24 protein-coding genes and 1 pseudogene are annotated in these 23,546 nt (G+C 48.9%); 14 read left to right on the forward strand and 11 right to left on the reverse strand.

What is annotated here, in order from left to right:
- Positions 1-9: 9 nt before the first annotated feature.
- From gsiC to ACJHX7_RS00475, 4 genes and pseudogenes are all read left to right on the forward strand, one after another.
- Complete coding sequence (gsiC, locus tag ACJHX7_RS00460; RefSeq protein WP_000936043.1) at positions 10-930, forward strand: glutathione ABC transporter permease GsiC; 921 nt, start codon at positions 10-12, stop codon at positions 928-930.
- Between the two features lie 2 nt (positions 931-932).
- Positions 933-1,844: a glutathione ABC transporter permease GsiD gene (gene gsiD / locus ACJHX7_RS00465; RefSeq protein WP_094030291.1), complete on the forward strand. Its 912-nt coding sequence runs from the start codon at positions 933-935 to the stop codon at positions 1,842-1,844.
- A 176-nt stretch (positions 1,845-2,020) separates the two neighbouring features.
- Positions 2,021-4,369, forward strand: a pseudogene (locus ACJHX7_RS00470) (EAL domain-containing protein).
- Between the two features lie 7 nt (positions 4,370-4,376).
- Positions 4,377-5,705, forward strand: coding sequence for a GGDEF domain-containing protein (locus ACJHX7_RS00475; RefSeq protein WP_094030290.1), 1,329 nt, complete (start codon positions 4,377-4,379; stop codon positions 5,703-5,705).
- Between the two features lie 69 nt (positions 5,706-5,774).
- Here ACJHX7_RS00475 and ACJHX7_RS00480 read toward each other — a convergent pair whose 3' ends face one another.
- The 3 genes from ACJHX7_RS00480 to rimO all read right to left on the reverse strand — a co-directional run bounded on the left by ACJHX7_RS00480 (position 5,775) and on the right by rimO (position 8,031).
- Positions 5,775-6,104 (reverse strand): helix-turn-helix domain-containing protein, encoded by a 330-nt coding sequence (locus ACJHX7_RS00480; RefSeq protein WP_001280945.1) that lies wholly within the window; start codon positions 6,102-6,104, stop codon positions 5,775-5,777.
- Entirely contained in the window at positions 6,094-6,480 is a 387-nt protein-coding gene (locus ACJHX7_RS00485) for a type II toxin-antitoxin system RelE/ParE family toxin (protein WP_000539521.1), read from the reverse strand. Before ACJHX7_RS00485 ends, ACJHX7_RS00480 begins: the two co-directional genes overlap by 11 nt.
- Positions 6,481-6,705: 225 nt before the next feature.
- Positions 6,706-8,031 (reverse strand): 30S ribosomal protein S12 methylthiotransferase RimO, encoded by a 1,326-nt coding sequence (rimO, locus tag ACJHX7_RS00490; RefSeq protein WP_000049367.1) that lies wholly within the window; start codon positions 8,029-8,031, stop codon positions 6,706-6,708.
- A gap of 212 nt (positions 8,032-8,243) precedes the next feature.
- Here rimO and bssR point away from each other — a divergent pair, with 212 nt between their 5' ends.
- Both bssR and yliI read left to right on the forward strand, forming a co-directional pair.
- Positions 8,244-8,627 carry a biofilm formation regulator BssR gene (gene bssR, locus ACJHX7_RS00495; RefSeq protein WP_000497137.1) on the forward strand — a complete coding sequence of 128 codons (384 nt, stop codon included), beginning with the start codon at positions 8,244-8,246 and terminating at the stop codon, positions 8,625-8,627.
- A 110-nt stretch (positions 8,628-8,737) separates the two neighbouring features.
- Positions 8,738-9,853, forward strand: coding sequence for an aldose sugar dehydrogenase YliI (yliI, locus tag ACJHX7_RS00500; RefSeq protein ID WP_000555031.1), 1,116 nt, complete (start codon positions 8,738-8,740; stop codon positions 9,851-9,853).
- Here yliI and gstB read toward each other — a convergent pair.
- Positions 9,850-10,476, reverse strand: coding sequence for a glutathione S-transferase GstB (gene gstB / locus ACJHX7_RS00505; protein WP_001295292.1), 627 nt, complete (start codon positions 10,474-10,476; stop codon positions 9,850-9,852). The two genes, yliI and gstB, sit on opposite strands and share 4 nt — an antisense overlap.
- A 246-nt stretch (positions 10,477-10,722) precedes the next feature.
- Between gstB and dacC the strand changes: the two genes are divergently transcribed.
- Positions 10,723-11,925, forward strand: coding sequence for a serine-type D-Ala-D-Ala carboxypeptidase (gene dacC / locus ACJHX7_RS00510; protein WP_000195961.1), 1,203 nt, complete (start codon positions 10,723-10,725; stop codon positions 11,923-11,925).
- A gap of 46 nt (positions 11,926-11,971) precedes the next feature.
- Here the strand turns inward: dacC and deoR are convergent, their stop codons facing one another.
- Positions 11,972-12,730, reverse strand: a complete 759-nt coding sequence (deoR, locus tag ACJHX7_RS00515) for a DNA-binding transcriptional repressor DeoR (RefSeq protein ID WP_000450130.1) — start codon at positions 12,728-12,730, stop codon at positions 11,972-11,974.
- A gap of 57 nt (positions 12,731-12,787) precedes the next feature.
- Entirely contained in the window at positions 12,788-13,384 is a 597-nt protein-coding gene (gene ybjG / locus ACJHX7_RS00520) for an undecaprenyl-diphosphate phosphatase (RefSeq protein ID WP_000892317.1), read from the reverse strand.
- 284 nt (positions 13,385-13,668) lie between these two features.
- Here ybjG and mdfA point away from each other — a divergent pair, with 284 nt between their 5' ends.
- Positions 13,669-14,901, forward strand: coding sequence for a multidrug efflux MFS transporter MdfA (gene mdfA / locus ACJHX7_RS00525; protein WP_001602067.1), 1,233 nt, complete (start codon positions 13,669-13,671; stop codon positions 14,899-14,901).
- A gap of 40 nt (positions 14,902-14,941) precedes the next feature.
- Here mdfA and ybjH read toward each other — a convergent pair whose 3' ends face one another.
- The 3 genes from ybjH to ACJHX7_RS00540 form a co-directional block, all read right to left on the reverse strand.
- Positions 14,942-15,226 (reverse strand): protein YbjH, encoded by a 285-nt coding sequence (gene ybjH / locus ACJHX7_RS00530; RefSeq protein ID WP_000605480.1) that lies wholly within the window; start codon positions 15,224-15,226, stop codon positions 14,942-14,944.
- 84 nt (positions 15,227-15,310) lie between these two features.
- Entirely contained in the window at positions 15,311-16,126 is an 816-nt protein-coding gene (gene ybjI, locus ACJHX7_RS00535; protein ID WP_016235937.1) for a 5-amino-6-(5-phospho-D-ribitylamino)uracil phosphatase, read from the reverse strand.
- The gene (locus ACJHX7_RS00540; protein ID WP_000217862.1) at positions 16,126-17,334 is read right to left on the reverse strand and encodes an MFS transporter; all 1,209 of its coding nucleotides are present in this window, start codon (positions 17,332-17,334) and stop codon (positions 16,126-16,128) included. Before ACJHX7_RS00540 ends, ybjI begins: the two co-directional genes overlap by 1 nt.
- A gap of 83 nt (positions 17,335-17,417) precedes the next feature.
- Between ACJHX7_RS00540 and rcdA the strand changes: the two genes are divergently transcribed.
- A complete protein-coding gene (gene rcdA, locus ACJHX7_RS00545; protein ID WP_001361715.1) occupies positions 17,418-17,954 on the forward strand; it encodes a DNA-binding transcriptional regulator RcdA in 537 nt (178 codons plus the stop codon).
- Positions 17,955-18,128: 174 nt separating this feature from the next.
- Here the strand turns inward: rcdA and ACJHX7_RS00550 are convergent, their stop codons facing one another.
- A complete protein-coding gene (locus ACJHX7_RS00550; RefSeq protein WP_001024876.1) occupies positions 18,129-19,814 on the reverse strand; it encodes an aspartate:alanine antiporter in 1,686 nt (561 codons plus the stop codon).
- Between the two features lie 269 nt (positions 19,815-20,083).
- Between ACJHX7_RS00550 and ACJHX7_RS00555 the strand changes: the two genes are divergently transcribed.
- Entirely contained in the window at positions 20,084-20,461 is a 378-nt protein-coding gene (locus tag ACJHX7_RS00555; protein ID WP_000681108.1) for an inner membrane protein YbjM, read from the forward strand.
- Between the two features lie 29 nt (positions 20,462-20,490).
- Here ACJHX7_RS00555 and grxA read toward each other — a convergent pair whose 3' ends face one another.
- Positions 20,491-20,748 carry a glutaredoxin 1 gene (gene grxA / locus ACJHX7_RS00560; RefSeq protein WP_001195231.1) on the reverse strand — a complete coding sequence of 86 codons (258 nt, stop codon included), beginning with the start codon at positions 20,746-20,748 and terminating at the stop codon, positions 20,491-20,493.
- Between the two features lie 159 nt (positions 20,749-20,907).
- Between grxA and ACJHX7_RS00565 the strand changes: the two genes are divergently transcribed.
- From ACJHX7_RS00565 to ACJHX7_RS00580, 4 genes are all read left to right on the forward strand, one after another.
- On the forward strand, positions 20,908-21,195 hold the full coding sequence (locus ACJHX7_RS00565; RefSeq protein ID WP_001201585.1) for a DUF1418 family protein: 288 nt from the start codon (positions 20,908-20,910) through the stop codon (positions 21,193-21,195).
- Positions 21,179-21,901 carry a nitroreductase NfsA gene (gene nfsA / locus ACJHX7_RS00570; protein WP_000189139.1) on the forward strand — a complete coding sequence of 241 codons (723 nt, stop codon included), beginning with the start codon at positions 21,179-21,181 and terminating at the stop codon, positions 21,899-21,901. Before ACJHX7_RS00565 ends, nfsA begins: the two co-directional genes overlap by 17 nt.
- A gap of 60 nt (positions 21,902-21,961) precedes the next feature.
- Positions 21,962-22,864 (forward strand): 30S ribosomal protein S6--L-glutamate ligase, encoded by a 903-nt coding sequence (rimK, locus tag ACJHX7_RS00575; RefSeq protein WP_000684321.1) that lies wholly within the window; start codon positions 21,962-21,964, stop codon positions 22,862-22,864.
- 87 nt (positions 22,865-22,951) lie between these two features.
- Positions 22,952-23,428: a YbjN domain-containing protein gene (locus ACJHX7_RS00580; RefSeq protein WP_000203025.1), complete on the forward strand. Its 477-nt coding sequence runs from the start codon at positions 22,952-22,954 to the stop codon at positions 23,426-23,428.
- Positions 23,429-23,546 lie beyond the last annotated feature (118 nt).

Consider the following 23,546-nt stretch of genomic DNA (forward strand, 5'->3'; position numbering starts at 1 on the left):
GGGAGTGGAATGCTTAATTACGTTATCAAACGCTTGCTGGGGTTGATTCCGACGCTGTTTATCGTCTCGGTGCTGGTGTTTTTATTTGTCCATATGCTGCCCGGCGATCCGGCGCGATTGATTGCCGGGCCCGAAGCTGATGCGCAGGTTATAGAACTGGTGCGTCAGCAGCTGGGGTTGGATCAGCCGCTGTATCACCAGTTCTGGCACTATATCAGCAATGCTGTGCAGGGGGATTTTGGCCTGTCGATGGTGTCGCGTCGTCCGGTTGCCGATGAGATTGCCAGCCGCTTTATGCCAACGCTGTGGCTGACCATAACCAGTATGGTCTGGGCAGTGATATTTGGTATGGCGGCGGGAATTATCGCCGCCGTCTGGCGTAATCGTTGGCCGGATCGATTGAGTATGACCATTGCGGTGTCGGGGATCTCGTTTCCGGCATTTGCTCTGGGGATGCTTTTAATTCAGGTGTTCTCCGTTGAACTGGGCTGGCTGCCTACCGTGGGAGCAGACAGTTGGCAGCACTACATTTTACCCTCCCTGACGCTCGGCGCGGCAGTGGCAGCCGTGATGGCGCGCTTTACCCGCGCGTCGTTTGTCGACGTTTTAAGCGAAGATTATATGCGTACCGCGAGGGCGAAAGGGGTGAGCGAAACCTGGGTTGTCCTCAAACACGGGCTACGCAACGCGATGATCCCGGTAGTGACCATGATGGGCTTACAGTTTGGCTTTTTGCTCGGTGGTTCCATCGTGGTGGAGAAAGTTTTCAACTGGCCCGGACTTGGACGCTTACTCGTTGACTCCGTAGAAATGCGCGATTACCCGGTGATTCAGGCGGAAATTCTGCTTTTCTCGCTGGAATTTATTCTTATCAACTTAGTGGTGGATGTGCTTTACGCCGCCATTAACCCGGCTATCAGGTACAAGTAAGGATGCGACTATTTAACTGGCGACGTCAGGCGGTGTTAAACGTCATGCCACTGGTCAAACCTGACCAGGTACGTACACCGTGGCATGAATTCTGGCGACGATTTCGCCGTCAGCATATGGCGATGACCGCCGCATTGTTCGTTATTTTATTGATTGTGGTGGCCATTTTTGCACGCTGGATCGCTCCCTATGACGCCGAAAATTTTTTCGATTATGACAATCTGAATAACGGACCTTCTTTGCAGCACTGGTTTGGCGTCGATTCACTGGGACGCGACATTTTCAGCCGTGTCCTGGTTGGTGCGCAAATCTCGCTGGCGGCGGGCGTGTTTGCCGTGTTTATCGGTGCGGCGATCGGGACGTTGCTGGGCTTGCTGGCTGGATATTATGAAGGCTGGTGGGATCGGCTGATCATGCGCATTTGCGATGTGCTGTTTGCCTTCCCGGGTATTTTACTGGCGATCGCTGTTGTTGCGGTGTTGGGAAGCGGCATTGCTAACGTGATTATCGCAGTCGCCATTTTTTCCATCCCCGCGTTTGCCCGACTGGTGCGCGGCAACACGCTGGTGTTGAAACAGCAAACCTTTATTGAGTCAGCACGCAGTATTGGTGCCAGCGATATGACCATTTTATTGCGTCATATCCTGCCTGGGACCGTCTCTTCTATCGTGGTGTTTTTCACCATGCGCATTGGTACCTCGATTATCTCTGCCGCCAGCCTGTCATTTCTCGGCCTCGGTGCGCAGCCGCCGACACCAGAGTGGGGAGCAATGCTCAATGAGGCACGAGCGGATATGGTTATCGCGCCGCATGTCGCTGTTTTTCCGGCCCTGGCTATTTTTCTGACCGTGCTGGCGTTCAATTTGTTGGGCGATGGTTTACGCGATGCGCTGGATCCGAAAATTAAAGGATAGTTACGTTTGAATATTGCTTGAAAGGGTTATCACCTCACAGGAAATTATTGCCCTAAGCAAGTGTTGTAACTTTCTGCTGATTTTGTAGAATCGGGTAATTTGGTTAAAAAGCCGCAGCAAGGGACTATTTTGCAGCGGCACAGCGTTCAGACAGTTATTTTGTTAAATGTATTAACATGCTGAGTTTATACGAAAAGATAAAGATAAGGCTGATAATTTTATTTTTATTGGCAGCACTGTCATTTATTGGTCTTTTTTTCATCATTAACTATCAACTGGTATCGGAACGCGCGGTAAAACGTGCCGATAGCCGCTTTGAACTTATTCAGAAAAACGTTGGCTATTTCTTTAAAGATATTGAACGTTCGGCCCTGACATTAAAGGACTCACTATATTTATTAAAAAATACAGAGGAGATTCAACGCGCCGTAATTCTGAAAATGGAAATGATGCCATTTTTAGACTCGGTGGGACTGGTACTTGATGATAATAAATATTATCTCTTTTCGCGGAGGACGAATGATAAAATCGTTGTTTATCATCAGGAACAAGTAAATGGACCGCTTGTCGACGAGTCAGGGCGGGTTATTTTTGCCGATTTTAACCCATCGAAACGACCGTGGTCGGTGGCTTCAGATGACTCTAACAACAGCTGGAATCCGGCATACAATTGCTTTGATCGTCCGGGTAAAAAATGTATCTCTTTTACGCTACGCATCAACGGCAAAGATCACGATTTGTTAGCGGTGGATAAAATACATGTCGATTTAAACTGGCGATATCTGAACGAGTATCTTGATCACATCAGCGCTAATGATGAAGTTCTATTTTTGAAACAAGGCCATGAGATCATTGCCAAGAATCAACTCGCGCGTGAAAAACTGATTATTTATAATAGCGAAGGTAATTATAATATTATTGATTCTGTCGATACTGAATATATCGAAAAAACATCAGTGGTGCCAAACAACGCATTATTCGAAATCTATTTTTATTATCCTGGCGGTAATTTATTGAACGCATCAGATAAACTTTTTTATCTGCCGTTTGCGTTCATTATTATCGTATTGTTGGTGGTTTATTTAATGACCACTCGTGTGTTCCGTCGGCAATTTTCTGAAATGACCGAGCTGGTTAATACGCTGGCGTTTTTGCCCGACTCAACGGATCAGATCGAGGCTCTGAAAATTCGCGAAGGCGATGCGAAAGAGATTATCAGTATCAAAAATTCGATCGCGGAAATGAAAGATGCTGAAATTGAACGGGCAAATAAATTGCTCTCGCTGATCTCTTACGATCAGGAAAGCGGTTTTATTAAAAATATGGCGATTATTGAGTCCAACAATAATCAGTATCTGGCTGTGGGGATCATCAAACTGTGTGGTCTGGAAGCTGTGGAAGCGGTGTTTGGTGTTGATGAACGCAATAAAATCGTCAGGAAATTGTGTCAGCGAATTGCCGAGAAATATGCGCAATGCTGCGATATCGTGACATTTAATGCCGATCTCTATTTACTCCTGTGCCGGGAAAATGTACAGACGTTTACCCGTAAGATAGCGACGGTAAACGATTTTGACAGCAGTTTTGGCTACCGCAATCTGCGCATCCATAAGTCTGCTATTTGTGAACCTTTGCGGGGGTAAAACGCCTGGAGTTACGCAGAAAAGCTGAAACTGGCGATTTCCAGTATCCGCAACCATATGTTCTCAGAGTTTATTTTCTGTGATGATGCGAAACTCAACGAAATAGAAGAGAATATCTGGATTGCGCGTAATATTCGCCATGCAATGGAAATTGGCGAACTATTCCTCGTCTATCAACCGATCGTTGATATTAACACCCGCGCCATTCTGGGCGCGGAGGCGTTGTGCCGTTGGGTGTCTGCGGAGCGGGGGATCATTTCACCGCTAAAGTTCATTACCATTGCTGAAGATATCGGGTTTATCAATGAGCTGGGTTATCAGATTATTAAAACCGCGATGGGTGAATTCAGACATTTTAGTCAGCGTGCGGTCCTGAAGGACGGTTTCTTACTGCATATTAATGTTTCGCCCTGGCAGTTAAACGAACCACACTTTCATGAGCGTTTTACCACCATCATGGAAGAAAATGGCCTGAAGGCGAACAGCCTCTGTGTTGAGATCACTGAAACCGTGATTGAGCGAATTAATGAACATTTTTATCTCAATATTGAACAACTGCGTAAACAAGGGGTACGGATATCGATTGATGACTTTGGCACCGGTTTGTCAAACCTGAAACGTTTTTATGAAATTAATCCAGATAGCATAAAAGTGGACTCACAATTTACCGGCGATATTTTCGGTACTGCGGGAAAAATTGTGCGCATTATTTTCGATCTGGCACGCTATAACCGGATCCCGGTGATTGCGGAAGGCGTAGAGAGCGAAGACGTTGCGCGCGAATTAATCAAATTAGGATGTGTTCAGGCTCAGGGGTATCTGTACCAGAAACCCATGCCGTTCTCCGCCTGGGATAAAAGTGGAAAATTAGTAAAAGAGTAGTTTACGTATGTCCAGAATCAATAAATTCGTACTTACAGTCAGTCTGCTGATTTTTATCATGATTTCAGCAGTTGCCTGCGGGATCTACACTCAAATGGTAAAGGAACGGGTGTATGGCCTGAAACAGTCCGTTATTGATACTGCTTTTGCGGTGGCAAATATTGCTGAATATCGGCGTAGTGTGGCAATTGATCTGATCAACACGCTAAATCCTACGGAGGAACAGCTGTTGGTTGGCTTACGCACAGCTTACGCCGACTCGCTTTCACCCTCTTATTTGTACGATGTCGGTCCTTATCTGATTTCCAGTGACGAATGTATTCAGGTAAAGGAGTTCGAGAAAAATTATTGTGCAGATATTATGCAGGTTGTGAAGTATCGACATGTCAAAAATACAGGGTTTATCTCTTTTGACGGTAAAACCTTCGTCTATTACCTCTATCCGGTAACTCACAATCGCAGTCTGATATTTTTGCTTGGTCTGGAACGTTTTTCTTTACTGTCAAAATCGCTGGCGATGGACAGCGAGAACCTGATGTTCTCTCTGTTTAAGAACGGTAAACCGGTGACCGGTGATGAATATAATGCTAAAAACGCCATCTTCACCGTTTCGGAAGCGATGGAGCACTTCGCCTATTTGCCGACCGGATTGTACGTATTTGCGTATAAAAAAGACGTTTATTTTCAGGTATGTACATTGATTATTTTCTTTGCCGCATTGGTGGCAGTGATATCGGGTGCCAGTTGCCTCTATCTGGTACGCAGAGTGATTAATCGTGGTATTGTGGAGAAAGAAGCCATTATTAATAACCATTTTGAACGCGTCCTGGATGGCGGGCTTTTCTTTTCGGCTGCCGATGTCAAAAAACTCTACAGTATGTATAACTCGGCATTCCTGGACGATCTGACCAAAGCAATGGGCAGAAAATCCTTTGATGAAGATTTAAAAGCCCTGCCGGAAAAAGGCGGCTATTTGTGCCTGTTTGACGTCGATAAATTCAAAAACATTAACGACACCTTCGGTCATTTGCTGGGCGATGAAGTGTTGATGAAAGTGGTGAAAATCCTTAAATCACAGATCCCGGTAGATAAAGGTAAAGTCTACCGCTTCGGCGGTGACGAATTTGCGGTGATTTATACTGGCGGCACGCTGGAAGAGTTGCTATCGATTCTAAAAGAAATCGTTCATTTCCAGGTGGGAAGCATTAATTTAAGTACCAGTATCGGTGTAGCGCATTCAAATGAATGTCCTACCGTCGAACGCTTGAAAATGCTGGCGGATGAGCGGCTGTATAAGAGTAAGAAAAACGGCAGGGCACAGATTAGCTGGCAGTAGAATTAGAATAGTGTTAGTACCCCTTAATCAAGGGGTACTAATGAATGTGGTAAATCATTTGCAAACATTTTACTTTGCAAAAACTTCCGGCCCTTTTATTGCCAATGTATTCAAAATACGTAATGCCGGGCCGCTCGGTTTTATTTCATTACGTTCCCATTTCGAGACACTTTCTTTTGACATTCCCATTGTATGTGCCAGCACGGATTGTGACATGCCGTATCGGGTGCGGATGGCTTTGATCTCTTCACCCGTCATTGATTTGACTTTGGCTATACGGGCGCTGACTTCACGAGCTTTGACCATGACGGCAATGGCATCAACTTCACTATCAGACATCAGGCCCAGTGCATTCAGTTCCTTTGCATCTTCCAGCATCATTTGTAATTTATCGCTCATTTTTCACCTCAATCAAAAAGCCAGTTTCGATCAAATCCTCTATTTGCTTATTGCTAAAGGCCAGAAATGCATTTGCCATTTTTTTGTAGGCCGCCAGTTCATCATCTTCGATTTCTTTGGTTCCTTTACTGCTTAGACCACTCTTGGACCAACCATCATAAAAAAACACATGATTTGCTGATTTAAAAAAGATAATTGTTCTGGCTCCACCACTCTTTCCTTGTTGGAGGGGTAAACGTTTTTTGATGACACCGCTACCTAAATCAGCCTCCCATATGCCCTGCATCACTTCTTCAGCGGCAGCCATGAGAACTTTATCGTGAATACCAAGTTTTTTCGTGCTTTGGCTGAATCGTCTTGCCTTATACACACCCATACATCCATCCTTGTGGTAATGTTTACTATAGTAACCATTACGCTTATTTCAAGTAATTGCGATCAAAACTTTAATTTGGTGTGAAAAAGTGAGAGTTGCCTCGAGTACGATACATTTTTCTCGATTTATGCGTCAGGGGATTTTGTGCGTAAGGGTAGGACATCGGGAAGGGTAGCAGAGGCAGATCGAAGAACAATATCCTTGTTAGATCTGCCTTTAAATTAATTAAACCCGGCTACCCCACAAATCGTACTCATCGGCGTGCTCGACTTTCACACGCAGGATATCACCCGGCTTAACGTTGGTTTCACCATTGAGATAAACCGCGCCGTCGATTTCCGGTGCATCTGCCATGCTGCGACCAATCGCGCCTTCTTCGTCCACTTCGTCGATAATCACCAGAATTTCACGGCCCACTTTCTCTTGCAGGCGCTCGGCGGAAATTTGCTGCTGCAACTGCATGAAACGGTTCCAGCGTTCTTCTTTCACTTCTTCCGGAACCTGGTCAGGCAGGGCATTGGCGTCTGCACCTTCAACCGGGCTGTATTTAAAGCAGCCAACGCGATCCAGACGTGCTTCTTTCAGGAAGTCGAGTAGCATCTGGAAATCTTCTTCCGTCTCGCCAGGGAAGCCGACAATAAAGGTTGAGCGTAGGGTCAGTTCCGGGCAGATTTCGCGCCACTGTTTGATGCGCGCCAGTTGGCGATCTACAGAACCCGGACGCTTCATCAGTTTGAGAATGCGCGGGCTGGCGTGCTGCAACGGAATGTCCAGATAGGGCAGGATTTTGCCTTCTGCCATCAGTGGGATGACGTCGTCCACATGCGGATAAGGGTAAACGTAGTGCAGACGTGTCCAGATCCCCAGTTTCGATAACTGTTCGCACAGGCTGACCATGCTGGTTTTTACCGGCTCGCCGTTGTGGAAGCCAGTACGATGTTTAACATCAACGCCATAGGCGGAAGTATCCTGCGAGATCACCAGAATCTCTTTAACGCCCGCATCAACCAGACGTTTCGCTTCACTTAACACTTCGCCAATCGGACGGCTCACCAGGTCGCCGCGCATAGACGGAATAATGCAGAAGGTGCAGCGGTGATTACAGCCTTCAGAAATTTTCAGATAGGCATAATGACGCGGCGTCAGTTTCACGCCTTGTTCTGGCACCAGGCTCAGGAATGGGTTGTGTTTCGGTTTTGGCACGTAGTGATGAACGTGCTCCAGAACCTGCTCATAGCTATGAGGCCCGGTGATTTCCAGCACTTTCGGGTGGACTTCGCGGATCTGATCTTCTTTTGCCCCCAGACAACCGGTCACAATTACCTTGCCGTTTTCATTCAACGCTTCACCAATGGCTTCCAGTGATTCTTGTACCGCGCTGTCAATAAAGCCGCAGGTGTTGACGATCACCATGTCCGCATCGTCATAGCTCGGTACCACGTCATAACCTTCAGTGCGTAGTTCGGTGAGAATACGCTCTGAATCGACAAGGTTTTTCGGACAGCCAAGGGAAACAAAGCCGATTTTCGGCTGGGGAGTTACTTTGCTCATAGCTTAAAAAATATTCAGTTACAGGAAAGGTCAGGGCAGGGATTCTACAGAGTTCTGGATAAAATTTGTATCGCAATCTCATACGCTGGCGGAGGCGAAGGAAATGTAAATTTTGTTAATTCGGCGTGAAGAATTGATCCTGGACAGCATTTTGCTCAAAAAATAGCCATACTATTTAATTGCAACAAGGCTGGAAAGAGGAGGATCGAAGTATGTTCGTTGACAGACAGCGAATCGATCTGCTGAACCGGTTGATCGACGCACGCGTTGACCTCGCCGCATACGTGCAACTGAGGAAGGCAAAAGGATACATGTCCGTCAGCGAAAGCAATCATCTACGAGATAACTTTTTTAAACTGAATCGCGAACTGCACGATAAATCGCTGCGGTTGAATCTTCATCTGGATCAGGAAGAGTGGAGTGCTCTTCATCATGCTGAAGAAGCATTAGCGACAGCCGCAGTATGTTTGATGAGTGGGCACCATGATTGCCCGACTGTTATTACCGTCAACGCCGATAAGCTTGAAAATTGTCTGATGAGCTTAACGCTGAGTATCCAGAGCCTGCAGAAGCACGCCATGCTTGAGAAGGCCTGAAAACTAAGGGGGAGAAAGCGTCTCCCCCTTCATGTTTAAGTTTTTGTAAAAATGAATTTGTTATCTCCTCCACTGACTACGCTTTAAGCCAGAGTCAATCCGGAGGCGTTATGCATCGACAATCCTTTTTCCTTGTGCCCCTTATTTGTCTTTCTTCCGCTCTCTGGGCGGCTCCTGCAACGGTAAATGTCGAAGTACTGCAAGACAAACTCGACCATCCCTGGGCGCTGGCCTTTTTACCCGACAATCACGGTATGTTAATCACTCTGCGCGGCGGCGAGTTGCGTCACTGGCAAGCAGGAAAAGGATTATCTGCGCCGCTTTCCGGAGTGCCGGACGTTTGGGCGCACGGGCAGGGTGGCCTGCTGGATGTGGTTTTAGCGCCTGATTTTGCTCAGTCTCGCCGCATCTGGTTAAGTTATTCCGAAGTTGGCGATGATGGCAAAGCCGGAACTGCTGTGGGTTATGGCCGCTTAAGTGATGATCTCTCAAAGGTGACCGACTTCCGCACCGTCTTTCGCCAGATGCCAAAACTGTCTACCGGCAACCATTTTGGCGGGCGGCTGGTATTCGACGGTAAAGGTTATCTTTTTATTGCTCTGGGCGAAAACAATCAGCGCCCGACGGCGCAGGATCTGGATAAATTACAGGGCAAACTGGTGCGTCTGACCGACCAGGGCGAAATCCCGGATGATAATCCTTTTATAAAGGAATCCGGTGCACGCGCCGAGATCTGGTCTTATGGCATTCGTAATCCGCAAGGAATGGCGATGAATCCGTGGAGTAATGCACTATGGCTGAATGAACATGGCCCGCGCGGTGGCGATGAAATTAATATCCCGCAAAAAGGCAAAAACTACGGCTGGCCGCTGGCAACCTGGGGAATCAACTATTCGGGCTTTAAAATACCGGAAGCGAAAGGGGAGATCGTCGCCGGGACCGAGCAACCTGTTTTTTACTGGAAAGATTCGCCCGCCGTGAGCGGCATGGCCTTCTATAACAGCGATAAATTCCCCCAGTGGCAGCAAAAATTATTTATTGGCGCGCTGAAAGATAAAGATGTCATTGTGATGAGCGTCAACGGCGACAAAGTGACAGAAGATGGCCGTATTTTAACGGACAGAGGGCAGCGAATTCGTGATGTTCGCACTGGACCCGACGGTTATTTATACGTTCTCACCGACGAGTCCAGTGGGGAATTACTTAAAGTTAGCCCACGCAATTAGCTAACGGGAATCATCACCACTTTGCGCACTGCGGGGCGTTCAGTGAGTTGCTGATACCAGCGTTGCAGATTTGGACGCGGTGTCCAGGTCAGGCCAACGTTAAACAAATTGTAGATGAACGGTGCGATAGCGATATCGCCCACACCAAACTCGTCGCCGGAGAACCATTTTACTTTTGCCAGTTCCGCATCGAGCAGGGCAAACAGGGCGTCGCACTCTTTACAACTGGCATCAATGGCGGCCTGATCGCGCTCTTCCGGTGGTGTTCTGACTAATCCCATCAGGATCCCGCGATGGGCATTACTGAGCGTCTGGTTTGCCCAGTCCATCCATTTTTCTGCTTCCGCACGACGTGCCGGTGAGTCGATCCACAGGCGTTTTTGCCCGTACTGTGCCGCCAGATAGCGGACAATGGCGTTTGATTCCCAAAGAATGAGATCACTTTCGTCGTCACGCAACAACGGCACCAGCCCGTTAGGGTTCATCGCCAGAAAATCAGCATCGTGATTTATCCCAAACTCACGGCCCGCGAGAATTTGCTCATAAGGTAGTTCCAGTTCTTCGAGCGTCAGCAATACTTTTTTTACGTTGGTTGAATTATTCCGACCCCACAGCGTAATCATACTCACCCCTTTTCCGACAGGCAGCCACAGGCTGAACAGGACTCCGATGGTGAAGTAAAGTTAACTTTTAAGCAACAGCTGGCAAAAAAATGACATCAGAAGCAGCGAAGCGGCAGGATATTGCATAAACTTTAAAAACTTTACCAACTTACGGTTTCTTTAAGTTTGTGTGTGCGTTATTAATCACCGAACTTATCATACGGCGATATAACGTATTTTTTTTGAATGGATACTCGGGTGGCATTTATGACGCAATACTCCTCTCTCCTTCGTGGTCTTGCAGCGGGTTCTGCATTTTTATTCCTTTTTGCCCCAACGGCATTCGCGGCGGAACAAACCGTTGAAGCGCCGAGCGTGGATGCGCGTGCATGGATTTTAATGGATTACGCCAGCGGTAAAGTGCTGGCAGAAGGCAACGCGGATGAGAAACTGGATCCCGCGAGCCTGACTAAAATCATGACCAGCTATGTGGTTGGGCAGGCGCTTAAGGCCGATAAGATTAAACTCACCGATATGGTGACGGTCGGTAAAGATGCCTGGGCGACGGGAAATCCGGCACTGCGTGGTTCATCGGTAATGTTCCTCAAACCGGGCGATCAGGTTTCGGTGGCAGACTTGAACAAAGGTGTGATTATCCAGTCCGGTAATGACGCCTGTATTGCGCTGGCTGATTACGTTGCCGGGAGCCAGGAGTCATTTATTGGTTTGATGAATGGTTATGCCAAAAAACTGGGTCTGACCAACACTACCTTCCAGACGGTGCACGGTCTGGATGCGCCGGGGCAGTTCAGTACCGCGCGCGATATGGCATTGCTGGGTAAAGCATTAATCCACGATGTGCCGGAAGAGTACGCCATTCATAAAGAGAAAGAGTTCACCTTCAACAAAATTCGTCAGCCTAACCGTAACCGTCTGCTGTGGAGCAGCAATCTGAATGTTGATGGCATGAAGACAGGAACCACGGCAGGCGCGGGATATAATCTGGTTGCTTCGGCTACCCAGGGTGATATGCGTTTAATCTCCGTAGTGCTGGGGGCGAAAACTGACCGTATCCGTTTTAATGAGTCTGAGAAATTATTGACCTGGGGTTTCCGCTTCTTTGAAACCGTGACGCCAATTAAACCTGATGCCACCTTTGTGACTCAGCGCGTCTGGTTTGGTGATAAGAGCGAAGTGAATCTCGGGGCAGGTGAAGCGGGCTCAGTGACCATACCGCGTGGGCAGCTGAAAAACCTGAAAGCGAGTTATACGTTAACGGAACCGCAGCTTACCGCACCGCTGAAAAAAGGTCAGGTTGTCGGGACCATTGATTTCCAGCTTAACGGTAAATCCATTGAGCAGCGTCCGCTGATCGTGATGGAAAATGTGGAAGAGGGCGGATTCTTTGGTCGGATGTGGGATTTCGTGATGATGAAATTCCATCAGTGGTTCGGCAGCTGGTTCTCTTAATCTTCTGATAACCGGATGGCGCGAAACGTCATCCGGTTATACTTCATTAATACATCAACTTAATACGCTGCGTCTGCGCGTACTTCACATACTCATCTTCCGGGCAACAATCACTCACCATAATATCAAAGCGTTTCAGGTCACCCATGCGCGCCGGACGCACCTTGCCAAATTTACTGTGGTCGACAACCAGCACATGCTTTTGCGCCATCGACATGGCCCAGTGTTTTACCGGCAACTCTTCAAGATTAAAACAGGTAGCGCCTTTACTGACATGCACGCCCGCCGCAGAATAAAAAGCGATATCCGGGCAAAAATTATTCAGCGTTTGCTGAAAATCGATGGGTTTGAAAATGGCGTTGCTGGCGTGAAATTCACCACCACACAGAAACGCGCGGCAATGAGGTTTCTCTTTCAGCGCCAGAAAGGTATTTAGCGAATAACAAACGGCGGTAAAAGGGATTTCATTATCAATCGCTTCAATAATCCACGGTGTGGTGGTGCCACAGTCAAAAAAGAGGGTCTGATCGGGTTCTACCATCGTCGCAGCCAGTTTTGCCGCCCGGCGTTTTTCTTCCACCAGGCGGGATTTTTGATCGCTTAACAGGTAATGGCTGGCACTGCGCGGTTCCAGAACAATATAGCCGCCGAGCAAAACGACGGGCGCACTGTGGTTGTTCAGATCGCGACGAATCGTCATCTCCGAAACCCCAAGCAGGGCGGCGGCGTCTTTAAGATGTAACTTATCGCTGCGTTTTAATTCTTGCAGCAGCTGCCCGATACGCTCTTCGCGACGTGTTTCCATAATCCCTCTGAATAGTTATTGAAGCGAGCCGCTCAATACTACACTTTTTAGCAGAGATCAGTCACGCACCCAGCCTTTGCGGATCGGTAATGCAAAACAGAAACGATACCACGATTGCAGACGTTGATAGAGTTTATGCCCCATCGCTTGCCAGATAATCTGGGCGCTAAGGCAGCCAATCATACCTGCCAGCAATCCACCGAGCATATCCAGCGGCCAGTGGACGCCAAGATAAACGCGCGACCAGGCAATGACGACGGCCAGCACCATTAAAAGTGAGCCGGACCACAGGCGATGCCAGCATAAAAATGCCAGTGCAAAGGTGAAAATCACCGTACCGTGATCGCTCGGGAATGAGTCATCCGCCGCATGATGCAGGAAGTTATAGCCGATATTTTCGACAAAGGGTCGGTCGTGCGGAAAAAGATGCCCCATCGTCCAGGACACAAACAGGCTGACCGCCAGCGCGATAGCGATTTTTATCACTAGTTGCCGTTGTGCTGTAAGCCCCCACAACCAAAGTACTGCGGCCAGCAGCGGCACCACGGTAATCAAATCTTTAGCAATAAAAATCGCCAACGAGATCATCCACGGCGCAGAGTCTGGCGTCGCGTTAATAAGAGAGAATAGAGAGAGATTCAAATTTTCCAGCATAACTTCCCGACGCAAAGTGATTAAAAGGGAGCCAATACAGGCAAGTCGTTGAGAATAAAGTGCAGGTTAAACTGGGTAAAGCGGCATCGTCTTATTTCCCTCAAGCGGCCTGTTTACGGTGGGTGATTGTAACGGGCATAGGTTAAATAAAACTTAAAGAAAGCGTAGCTATACTCGCAATAATGTAAGAATGTGCTTAACCGTGGTTTCAGCTACAAAATTCGCTTTCTCGTTAGCTGCGCTTTTATTAAACTTTGCGCGATTATTATTGGCGAAGAAATTGCATGCAAAATAAATTAGCTTCCGGTGCCAGGCTTGGACGTCAGGCGTTACTTTTCCCTCTCTGTCTGGTGCTTTACGAATTTTCAACCTATATCGGCAACGATATGATTCAACCCGGTATGTTGGCCGTGGTGGAGCAATATCAGGCGGGCATTGATTGGGTTCCTACTTCGATGACCGCGTATCTGGCGGGCGGGATGTTTTTACAATGGCTCCTGGGGCCGCTGTCGGATCGTATTGGTCGCCGTCCGGTGATGCTGGCGGGAGTGGTGTGGTTTATCGTCACCTGTCTGGCAATATTACTGGCGCAAAACATTGAACAATTCACCCTGTTGCGCTTCTTGCAGGGCATAAGCCTCTGTTTCATTGGCGCTGTGGGATACGCCGCAATTCAGGAATCCTTCGAAGAGGCGGTTTGTATCAAGATCACCGCGCTGATGGCGAACGTGGCGCTGATTGCTCCGCTACTTGGTCCGCTGGTGGGCGCGGCGTGGATCCATGTGCTGCCCTGGGAGGGGATGTTTGTCTTGTTTGCCGCATTGGCAGCGATCTCCTTTTTCGGTCTGCAACGAGCCATGCCTGAAACCGCCACGCGTATAGGCGAGAAACTGTCGCTGAAAGAACTCGGTCGTGACTATAAGCTGGTGCTGAAGAACGGTCGCTTTGTGGCGGGGGCGCTGGCGCTGGGATTCGTTAGCCTGCCGTTGTTGGCGTGGATCGCCCAGTCGCCGATTATCATTATTACCGGTGAGCAGTTGAGCAGCTATGAATATGGCTTGCTGCAAGTGCCTATTTTTGGGGCGTTAATTGCGGGTAACTTGCTGTTAGCGCGTCTGACCTCGCGCCGCACCGTACGTTCGCTGATTATTATGGGCGGCTGGCCGATTATGATTGGTCTGTTGGTCGCTGCTGCGGCAACGGTTATCTCATCGCACGCGTATTTATGGATGACCGCCGGGTTAAGTATTTATGCTTTCGGTATTGGTCTGGCGAATGCGGGACTGGTGCGATTAACCCTGTTTGCCAGCGATATGAGTAAAGGTACGGTTTCTGCGGCGATGGGGATGCTGCAAATGCTGATCTTTACCGTCGGTATTGAAATCAGCAAACATGCCTGGCTGAACGGGGGCAACGGACTGTTTAATCTCTTCAACCTTGTCAACGGCATTTTGTGGCTGTTGCTGATGGTTATCTTTTTAAAAGATAAACAGATGGGAAATTCGCACGAAGGGTAAAAAAATGCCTGATTGCTTTGTGCGATCAGGCATTCTCAAATTAATGGTGATGGTCGTCAATCTGGTGTTCGATAACCATCCCTTCACCTACGCTGGCAAGATGGCGAACATAAGGATGCGGGCGGTAAGCCGGAGCTGGCGCAGGAGCCACATAGACGGTTTGCGGCACAGTCGCGACGCTGACCGCTTGTGGAACGCTGACTGAATCAGGAACCACAACCACTTTGTATCCACTCGGCACATCGACGGTGACACTTTGCGCCATCGCCACACCAGTAAAGCCCATTAAAAGCGCGCCCAACAGTAGACAATTTTTCATAATCATTTCGCCTGAAATAATGCAGCGGGTTAATTTCCGCGAATTATGCAATCTTCATTCAGGCATTGTGTTGCCGGGCGTGCTGCCGTTTTATTGGTTAAATGGCGCTTCGTGTTTAAGCACTTTATCGATCACATCCAGTACGCCTTCACGGTTATTGGAGCCTGCCCGGTATTTTGCCGCTGCGACGACCGCGCTGCCGGCATTTTCCATTGCAAAACTAAAGCCTGCCTGACGCAGCATCTCAATATCGTTACCGCCATCGCCAAAGACCACCACTTCGCTGTCGTCTATTCCCCATAATTTCTGCAGTTGGCGAAGGCCATTGGCTTTATGTATGCCGGGGATAATCAGATCGATGCTGCCGTTGCCGGTGTGGACCGGCACCATAATATCGCCGATGGCCTCATGTAATGCTTTTTGTACTTGTGGAATCAGTTCATCGGAAAGATTCAGACCAAACTTAAAGAAGATATCTTCTAAGTTGTCAAAGTTATCGACGTATTCCAGACGGTGATAATACATTTCCGCCACCGTTTTCATGGCATCGTCATATTTTTTGAGGGTATAGGCGCTATTTTTTCCGCAGGCAATAATTTCCACTTCCGGGCGCGTCAGCAAATGTTCCACGACAGTAGCAAACGCATCCTTCGACAGCTCGCCATTAAAAACATCTTTGCCTTCGCTCACTACCCAGCCGCCGTTTTCAGCCACAAAGGCAATTTCATTAGCAATTTCCGGAAAGAAAGAGATCAACTGATAATATTGATTCCCGCTGGCGACCACAAAGCGAATGCCTTGTGCTTTCATTTGCTGATACTGAGCCATAAACCGCTCACGGTTATAGGTTTTTTGATCGCTTAAGAAAGTACCATCCATGTCTACCGCAATTAATTTAATGCTCATCAACTATTCTCCATCGCCGTCTGCGTTTTGGTATCGGGTTTGGCGACGGCTTTCGCGACAATAGCCGCGAGAATAACCAGCGCCAGTACAACCATCATTGCACTACGTAATCCATAATGTTCGCCGAGATAGCCCAGCAGCGGCGGCCCGACGAGGAAAGCCAGATAACCGGTCGTAGCTACCACGCTGACGCGGGTTGGTGCATCGGGGCCGGTATCGCTGGCGGCAGAAATGGTCAGCGGGAAGCCCAACGAGGCACCCAGTCCCCAAAGTACAACAGACACCCCAGCGACCCAGGCGCTATCGACAAAAATAATCAGCCCAATACCCAACGCCCCCATTAGTGCACTGGCCCGAACCACGGCAACGCGACTGTAACGGTCAATGAACCAACCGCCGGTAAAGCGTCCAACGGTCATCCCCAGGGTAAAACCGGCATAAATCAGCGAGCCGGAAGTAGGGCTAAAACCGTGACCATCAACCATTAATAAGGGTAACCAGTCGTTGGCAGAACCTTCGGCAAAGGCCATCGCCAGCACTACAACACCAATCAACAGCAACTGGATATCGCGATAAAAAGGAACGCCTTTTTCGCCATGCTGGGTGCCATCGGCAGCATTTTTGCCCGTACCATCAGGGATTGCCTGAATGGCGATATAAATAGGCGCGATGCCTACCAGCGCCGCCAATAAAATGTGCACCGTTGCCGGAACGCCAAAGGCCGTCAGTGCCATCCCGACACCAGCGCCTGCCAGCGTGCCCAGGCTATAAAAACCGTGCATCATCGGCAAAACCGTCTTATTCATTTCTCGCTCAACGGCAGCACCTTCAACGTTTATCGCCACTTCCGCAGAACCAAAACTTGCCCCAAAGACGCCGAGACCAACCGCGAAGAGCAGGGGCGATGTCAGCCAGAGTGCCAGACTTAATATCATCATCCCAATCAATGCGCAGGACATCGTCACAAGGATGACATTACGCGTCCCAAAGCGTTTCACTAACCACGCCGAGCAGAGAATACCGCTCATCGAACCGATCGACAGACCAAAGAGAACACCGCCCATTTCAGCGATCGAGACAGAGAGAATATCGCGGATAGCAGGCGTACGGGTTGCCCAGGACGCCATTAACAGGCCTGGCAAAAAGAAGAACATAAACAGCGCCCAGGTTCGGCGTTTCAATGCATTACGTGAAGAATTTACGGTCATAGACCACGTCAAAATAAGAAGAGGGAAGACAACATTAGCAAGGTTGTGTACATTTGTACACAATTGCAGAGAGAGGAAATGACATGCGTCGCGCTAACGATCCGCAACGGCGAGAAAAAATTATCCAGGCCACGCTGGAGGCGGTGAAACTTTATGGAATACATGCTGTTACGCACCGCAAAATCGCTACCCTTGCCGGGGTACCGTTGGGATCGATGACTTACTATTTTTCAGGAATTGATGAGTTGTTGCTGGAGGCGTTCAGCCGTTTTACTGAGATCATGTCCCGGCAATATCAGGCATTTTTTAGCGATGTTAGTGATGCTCCGGGCGCATGCCAGGCTATCACCGATATGATTTACAGCTCACAGGTTGCAACGCCGGATAACATGGAGCTGATGTACCAGCTCTACGCGCTGGCTAGCCGAAAACCGCTATTAAAAACGGTAATGCAAAACTGGATGCAGCGCAGTCAGCAAACGCTCGAACAATGGTTTGAACCCGGAACCGCCCGCGCGCTTGATGCGTTTATTGAGGGGATGACGCTGCATTTTGTCACCGACCGTAAGCCGCTATCGCGCGAGGAGATTTTGAGGATGGTTGAGAGGGTTGCAGGATAGTAGATAAATTTTAGATAACAAAAAACCCACCAACCTTGAACCAAAATGGCGGGGTTGATGGGCTCCACAAAATGGGGACATCAAAGAAAAGCAGTGGCACTAATTAAGACTGATGCCCTGCGGAAAAGTTCTGCGGTTGTGCAAAAAAATTTCATTTTCAGGGCAACTTCAGTTTTATCCTAATCCTGGCCATACCATGACGATGATTGTCCCTGCCAGCGTCAGCAGGACGTTGGCGATTGCGTAAGTGCCCGCATAGCCCAGCGCCGGGATATTACTGCGAGCTGTATCACTGATGATCTCCATTGCCGGCGCGCAGGTGCGTGCGCCCATCATTGCGCCGAACAACAGTGCGCGGTTCATTCGCAATACATAAGCACCGAACAAGAAGCAGATAACCACTGGCACCAGACTGACAATCAATCCGGCAATCAACATTTGACCGCCAATCGCGCCCAGGCCGTTATTAATACCGCTACCGGCGCTCAGACCAACGCCTGCCATAAACACCATCAAGCCGAACTCTTTCACCATGCTTAATGCACCTTGCGGAATGTAACCGAAGGTCGGGTGGTTAGCACGCATAAAGCCCAGCATAATTCCGGCGAATAACAACCCGGCAGCGTTCCCCATGCCGAAACTGAATGTGCTGAACTGGAAGGTGATCATCCCGATCATCAGCCCAATAACAAAGAAGGCGCAGAATGCCAGCAAGTCAGTGACCTGGCTGTGAATCGAGATAAAGCCGATGCGATCGGCGATGGTTTTTACGCGACGGGCATCGCCGCTGACTTGTAAAACGTCACCTTTGTTAAGCACGACGTTGTCATCAATCGGCATCTCAATCTGGCTACGAATGACGCGGTTAAGGAAGCAACCGTGATCGGTCAACTTCAGTTGTGCGAGACGTTTGCCTACAGCGTTATGGTTTTTAACGACCACTTCTTCAGTGACGATACGCATGTCGAGAAGGTCACGATCGAAAACTTCTTTGCCATTACGGAAACTGGGATCGAGTCGGGCGTGGGCGTCGGGATAGCCTACCAACGCTATTTCATCGCCCATTTGTAGCACGGCATCACCGTCTGGATTTGCCAGAATCCCGTTACGTCGAATACGTTCAATGTAGCAGCCGGTTTGTCGATAAATACCCAGTTCACGCAGATTTTTGCCGTCGGTCCAGGCCACCAGCTCCGGGCCGACGCGGTAGGCGCGGATCACCGGCAAATAAACCTTACGGTTGGCATCTGTGTCCAGGCCACGTTCGCGGGCGATTTGCTGGGCGCTGGTCTGTAAGTCCTGATGCTGCAATTTCGGCAAGTAACGCGCACCAACAATCAAACTCACCAGACCGATTAAATAGGTTAAGGCATACCCGAGGCTCAGATTATCCAGTGCCAGTGAGAGCTGCCTGCTTTCCATGCCGGAATGACGCAGTGTATCGCCAGCACCGACCAAAACCGGTGTTGACGTCATAGAGCCTGCTAACATACCGGCCGTCAGGCCAATATCCCAGCCAAACAGCTTACCTAACCCTAAGGCGATGACCAGCGCACTGCCAACCATCACCAGTGCTAACATTAGGTAATTTTTCCCATCGCGAAAAAAAATGGAAAAAAAGTTCGGTCCGGCTTCGACCCCGACGCAGAAAATAAACAGCATAAAGCCAAGATTAAGCGCGTCGGTGTTAATGCTGAAATGTTGTTGGCCTAATAACAGCGATACGACTAAAACGCCAATGGAATTACCCAGTTGGATCGAACCAAGTCGTAATTTCCCGAGACATAGCCCAAGCGCGAGGACCACAAATAATAACAGAATGTAATTCCCATTTAACAATTCGGCGACGTTTATATTCACGGAGGCTAACTTCTTGTTTACTAGTAAGCTGTTGAAAGAAATGGTAATTTACGATAATGTTTTTTACCAGAATTCAGGGCGCAGATTCATTCAGCGCACCTAAACGATAGTAAAGTAACAATATATTTTACTAGTGTAATCACATTAGGTATCAACGGCTATATGAATTGCGTTGGCCTATATTAGCATGGAATGCGAAGCGGCTTTATCTTACTGAACGCCACACTGGCGAAAAATGTGTTCGATAGACGCAGTGTCAGGAGGAACGAGTGAAACATAAACAACGTTGGGCGGGGGCAATCTGCTGTTTTGTCCTCTTCATTGTGGTGTGCCTTTTTCTGGCGACGCACATGAAAGGCGCTTTTCGGGCTGCCGGGCATCCTGAAATCGGCTTGCTGTTTTTCATTCTTCCTGGAGCAGTTGCCAGCTTCTTTTCACAGCGTAGAGAAGTCCTGAAACCTCTGTTTGGCGCAATGCTGGCGGCACCCTGTTCAATGCTTATTATGCGGCTGTTTTTTTCACCGACGCGCTCATTCTGGCAAGAGCTGGCATGGTTATTAAGTGCGGTGTTCTGGTGTGCGCTGGGGGCACTGTGTTTCTTATTTATCAGTAGTTTGTTTAAACCACAGCACAGAAAAAATCAATAAAGCCCTCAACGCGAGGGCTTGTCAGACGATCAGGCGTCCAGATTCTCTTTCACCCATGCAGCAAAATCGGTATAGCCGCCGATATGTTGCTGATCGACAAAAATCTGCGGCACGGTTTCTACGGGTTTACCTGCCTTTTGTTGTAGATCTTCTTTAGTGATCCCTTCCGCACGAATATCTACATACTGATACTGAAAATCATCGCGTTCATTGCTCAATTTCTCAGCCAGATCTTTTGCACGCACACAGTAAGGGCAACCCGGACGACCAAAAATAACGGTTTGCATTATTTCTCTCCTCAAAGATTTATGCCTGTAATGATCACGCTAAAATGTATTCGCTGAAAGTAGGTTTAACCTGTTGCATTAATTGCTAAAAGCTATAACTGTTAAACACAATACAGTGAAAAGTTTTAGACTGAAGGCTCACTTTGCAGAGGGAAGCGTATGCGCGCGATCGGTAAATTGCCTAAAAGCGTGTTGATACTGGAATTTATCGGAATGATGGTGCTGGCGGTGGCGCTGCTGTCGGTAAGCGGCTCCCTGTCGCTGCCTGAGCCATTTTCTCGGCCAGAAGTGCAGATTCTGATGATTTTTCTCGGTGTTTTGCTCATGCTTCCCGCTGCGGTGGTGGTTATTCTTCAGGTGGCAAAACGTCTTGCCCCACAGCTGATGAACCGTCCACCGCAATATTCACGTTCAGAAAGAGAAAAAGATAATGACGCCAACCATTGAACTTATTTGTGGCCATCGCTCCATTCGCCATTTCACTGATGAACCCATTTCCGAAGCGCAGCGTGAGGCGATTATTAACAGCGCCCGTGCGACGTCCAGTTCCAGTTTTTTGCAGTGCAGTAGCATTATTCGCATTACCGACAAAGCGTTACGTGATGAACTGGTGACGCTGACCGGCGGGCAAAAACACGTAGCGCAAGCGGCGGAGTTCTGGGTGTTCTGTGCCGACTTTAACCGCCATTTACAGATCTGTCCGGATGCTCAGCTCGGCCTGGCGGAACAACTGTTGCTCGGTGTCGTTGATACGGCAATGATGGCGCAGAATGCATTAACCGCAGCGGAATCGCTGGGATTGGGCGGGGTATATATCGGCGGCCTGCGCAATAATATTGAAGCGGTGACGGAGCTGCTGAAATTACCGCAGCATGTTCTGCCGCTGTTTGGGCTGTGCCTTGGCTGGCCTGCGGATAATCCGGATCTTAAGCCGCGTTTACCGGCCTCCATTTTGGTGCATGAAAACAACTATCAACCGCTGGATAAAGACGCACTGGCGCAGTATGACGAACAACTGGCGGAATATTACCTCACCCGTGGCAGCAATAATCGCCGGGATACCTGGAGCGATCATATCCGCCGAACAATCATTAAAGAAAGCCGCCCATTTATACTGGATTATTTGCACAAACAGGGTTGGGCGACGCGCTAAAACCGCCACGCCGATGTATGATACGCGGGCTTTTGACCAGGTCTGAAAGAGAGGTGCAGGGTGAAAATTGCCATATTGTCCCGGGATGGAACGCTCTATTCGTGTAAGCGGCTGCGTGAAGCCGCTATACAGCGTGGTCACCTGGTTGAAATTCTTGATCCGCTTTCTTGCTACATGAACATAAATCCTGCGGCGTCTTCTATTCACTACAAAGGCCGCAAGTTACCCCATTTTGACGCTGTGATCCCGCGTATTGGTACCGCCATTACCTTTTATGGGACGGCGGCACTGCGCCAGTTCGAGATGCTGGGGAGCTATCCGCTCAATGAGTCGGTCGCCATTGCCCGGGCGCGTGACAAATTGCGTTCCATGCAACTGCTGGCGCGTCAGGGCATCGACCTGCCTGTCACGGGCATTGCGCATTCGCCGGATGATACCAGCGATTTAATCGACATGGTCGGTGGTGCGCCGCTGGTGGTTAAGCTGGTTGAAGGTACGCAGGGAATTGGCGTCGTGCTGGCGGAGACGCGTCAGGCGGCCGAAAGCGTGATTGACGCTTTCCGCGGTCTGAACGCGCATATTCTGGTGCAGGAATATATCAAAGAGGCGCAAGGGTGCGATATCCGCTGTCTGGTTGTTGGCGATGAAGTGGTCGCTGCGATTGAACGGCGGGCGAAAGAGGGCGATTTTCGTTCCAATTTGCATCGTGGCGGCGCGGCAAGCGTCGCCAGTATCACACCACAGGAGCGTGAAATCGCGATAAAAGCCGCGCGAACGATGGCGCTGGATGTTGCTGGTGTAGATATTTTGCGTGCTAATCGCGGGCCATTGGTGATGGAAGTGAATGCGTCGCCGGGGCTGGAAGGAATAGAAAAAACCACCGGTATCGACATCGCGGGTAAAATGATCCGCTGGATCGAACGCCACGCTACGACGGAATATTGCCTGAAAACGGGTGGTTAGTCGCAATCACATTACTGATCATGGTTTTGCCTGCGCTTTTTGCGTAAGCTGTGCCGGTCTTTTTATCGGAAGAGGTTGTACAAAATTATGACATCGCTGGTCGTTCCTGGTCTGGATACGTTGCGTCAATGGCTCGATGACCTGGGGATGAGTTTTTTTGAATGTGATAACTGTCAGGCTCTGCATCTGCCCCATATGCAGAATTTCGACGGTGTCTTTGATGCTAAAATCGATCTGATCGATAACACGATCCTGTTTTCTGCCATGGCGGAAGTCCGACCTTCAGCCGTATTGCCGCTGGCGGCGGATTTATCTGCCATCAATGCCAGTTCGCTGACCGTGAAAGCATTTCTTGATATGCAGGATGATAATCTGCCAAAGCTGGTGGTTTGCCAGTCTTTATCCGTTATGCAGGGCGTAACCTATGAGCAGTTTGCATGGTTCGTGCGTCAGAGCGAAGAGCAGATTTCGATGGTCATTCTTGAAGCTAATGCCCATCAACTGCTGTTACCGACTGACGATGAAGGGCAAAACAACGTTACTGAAAACTATTTCCTCCACTGATAACTCCTTTCGAGCACGCAGTCGCTGGTGCAGTGACTGCGCGCTGCAAAATTATCTGCTGTTTTTAACCTTTTCTTAAAGATTGTTTCACTTCTCTTGTGTCGATTTGGCTTTATCA

Source organism: Escherichia sp. WS1451, assembly GCF_046487365.1.
GTDB classification, from domain to species: Bacteria; Pseudomonadota; Gammaproteobacteria; order Enterobacterales; family Enterobacteriaceae; genus Escherichia; species Escherichia coli.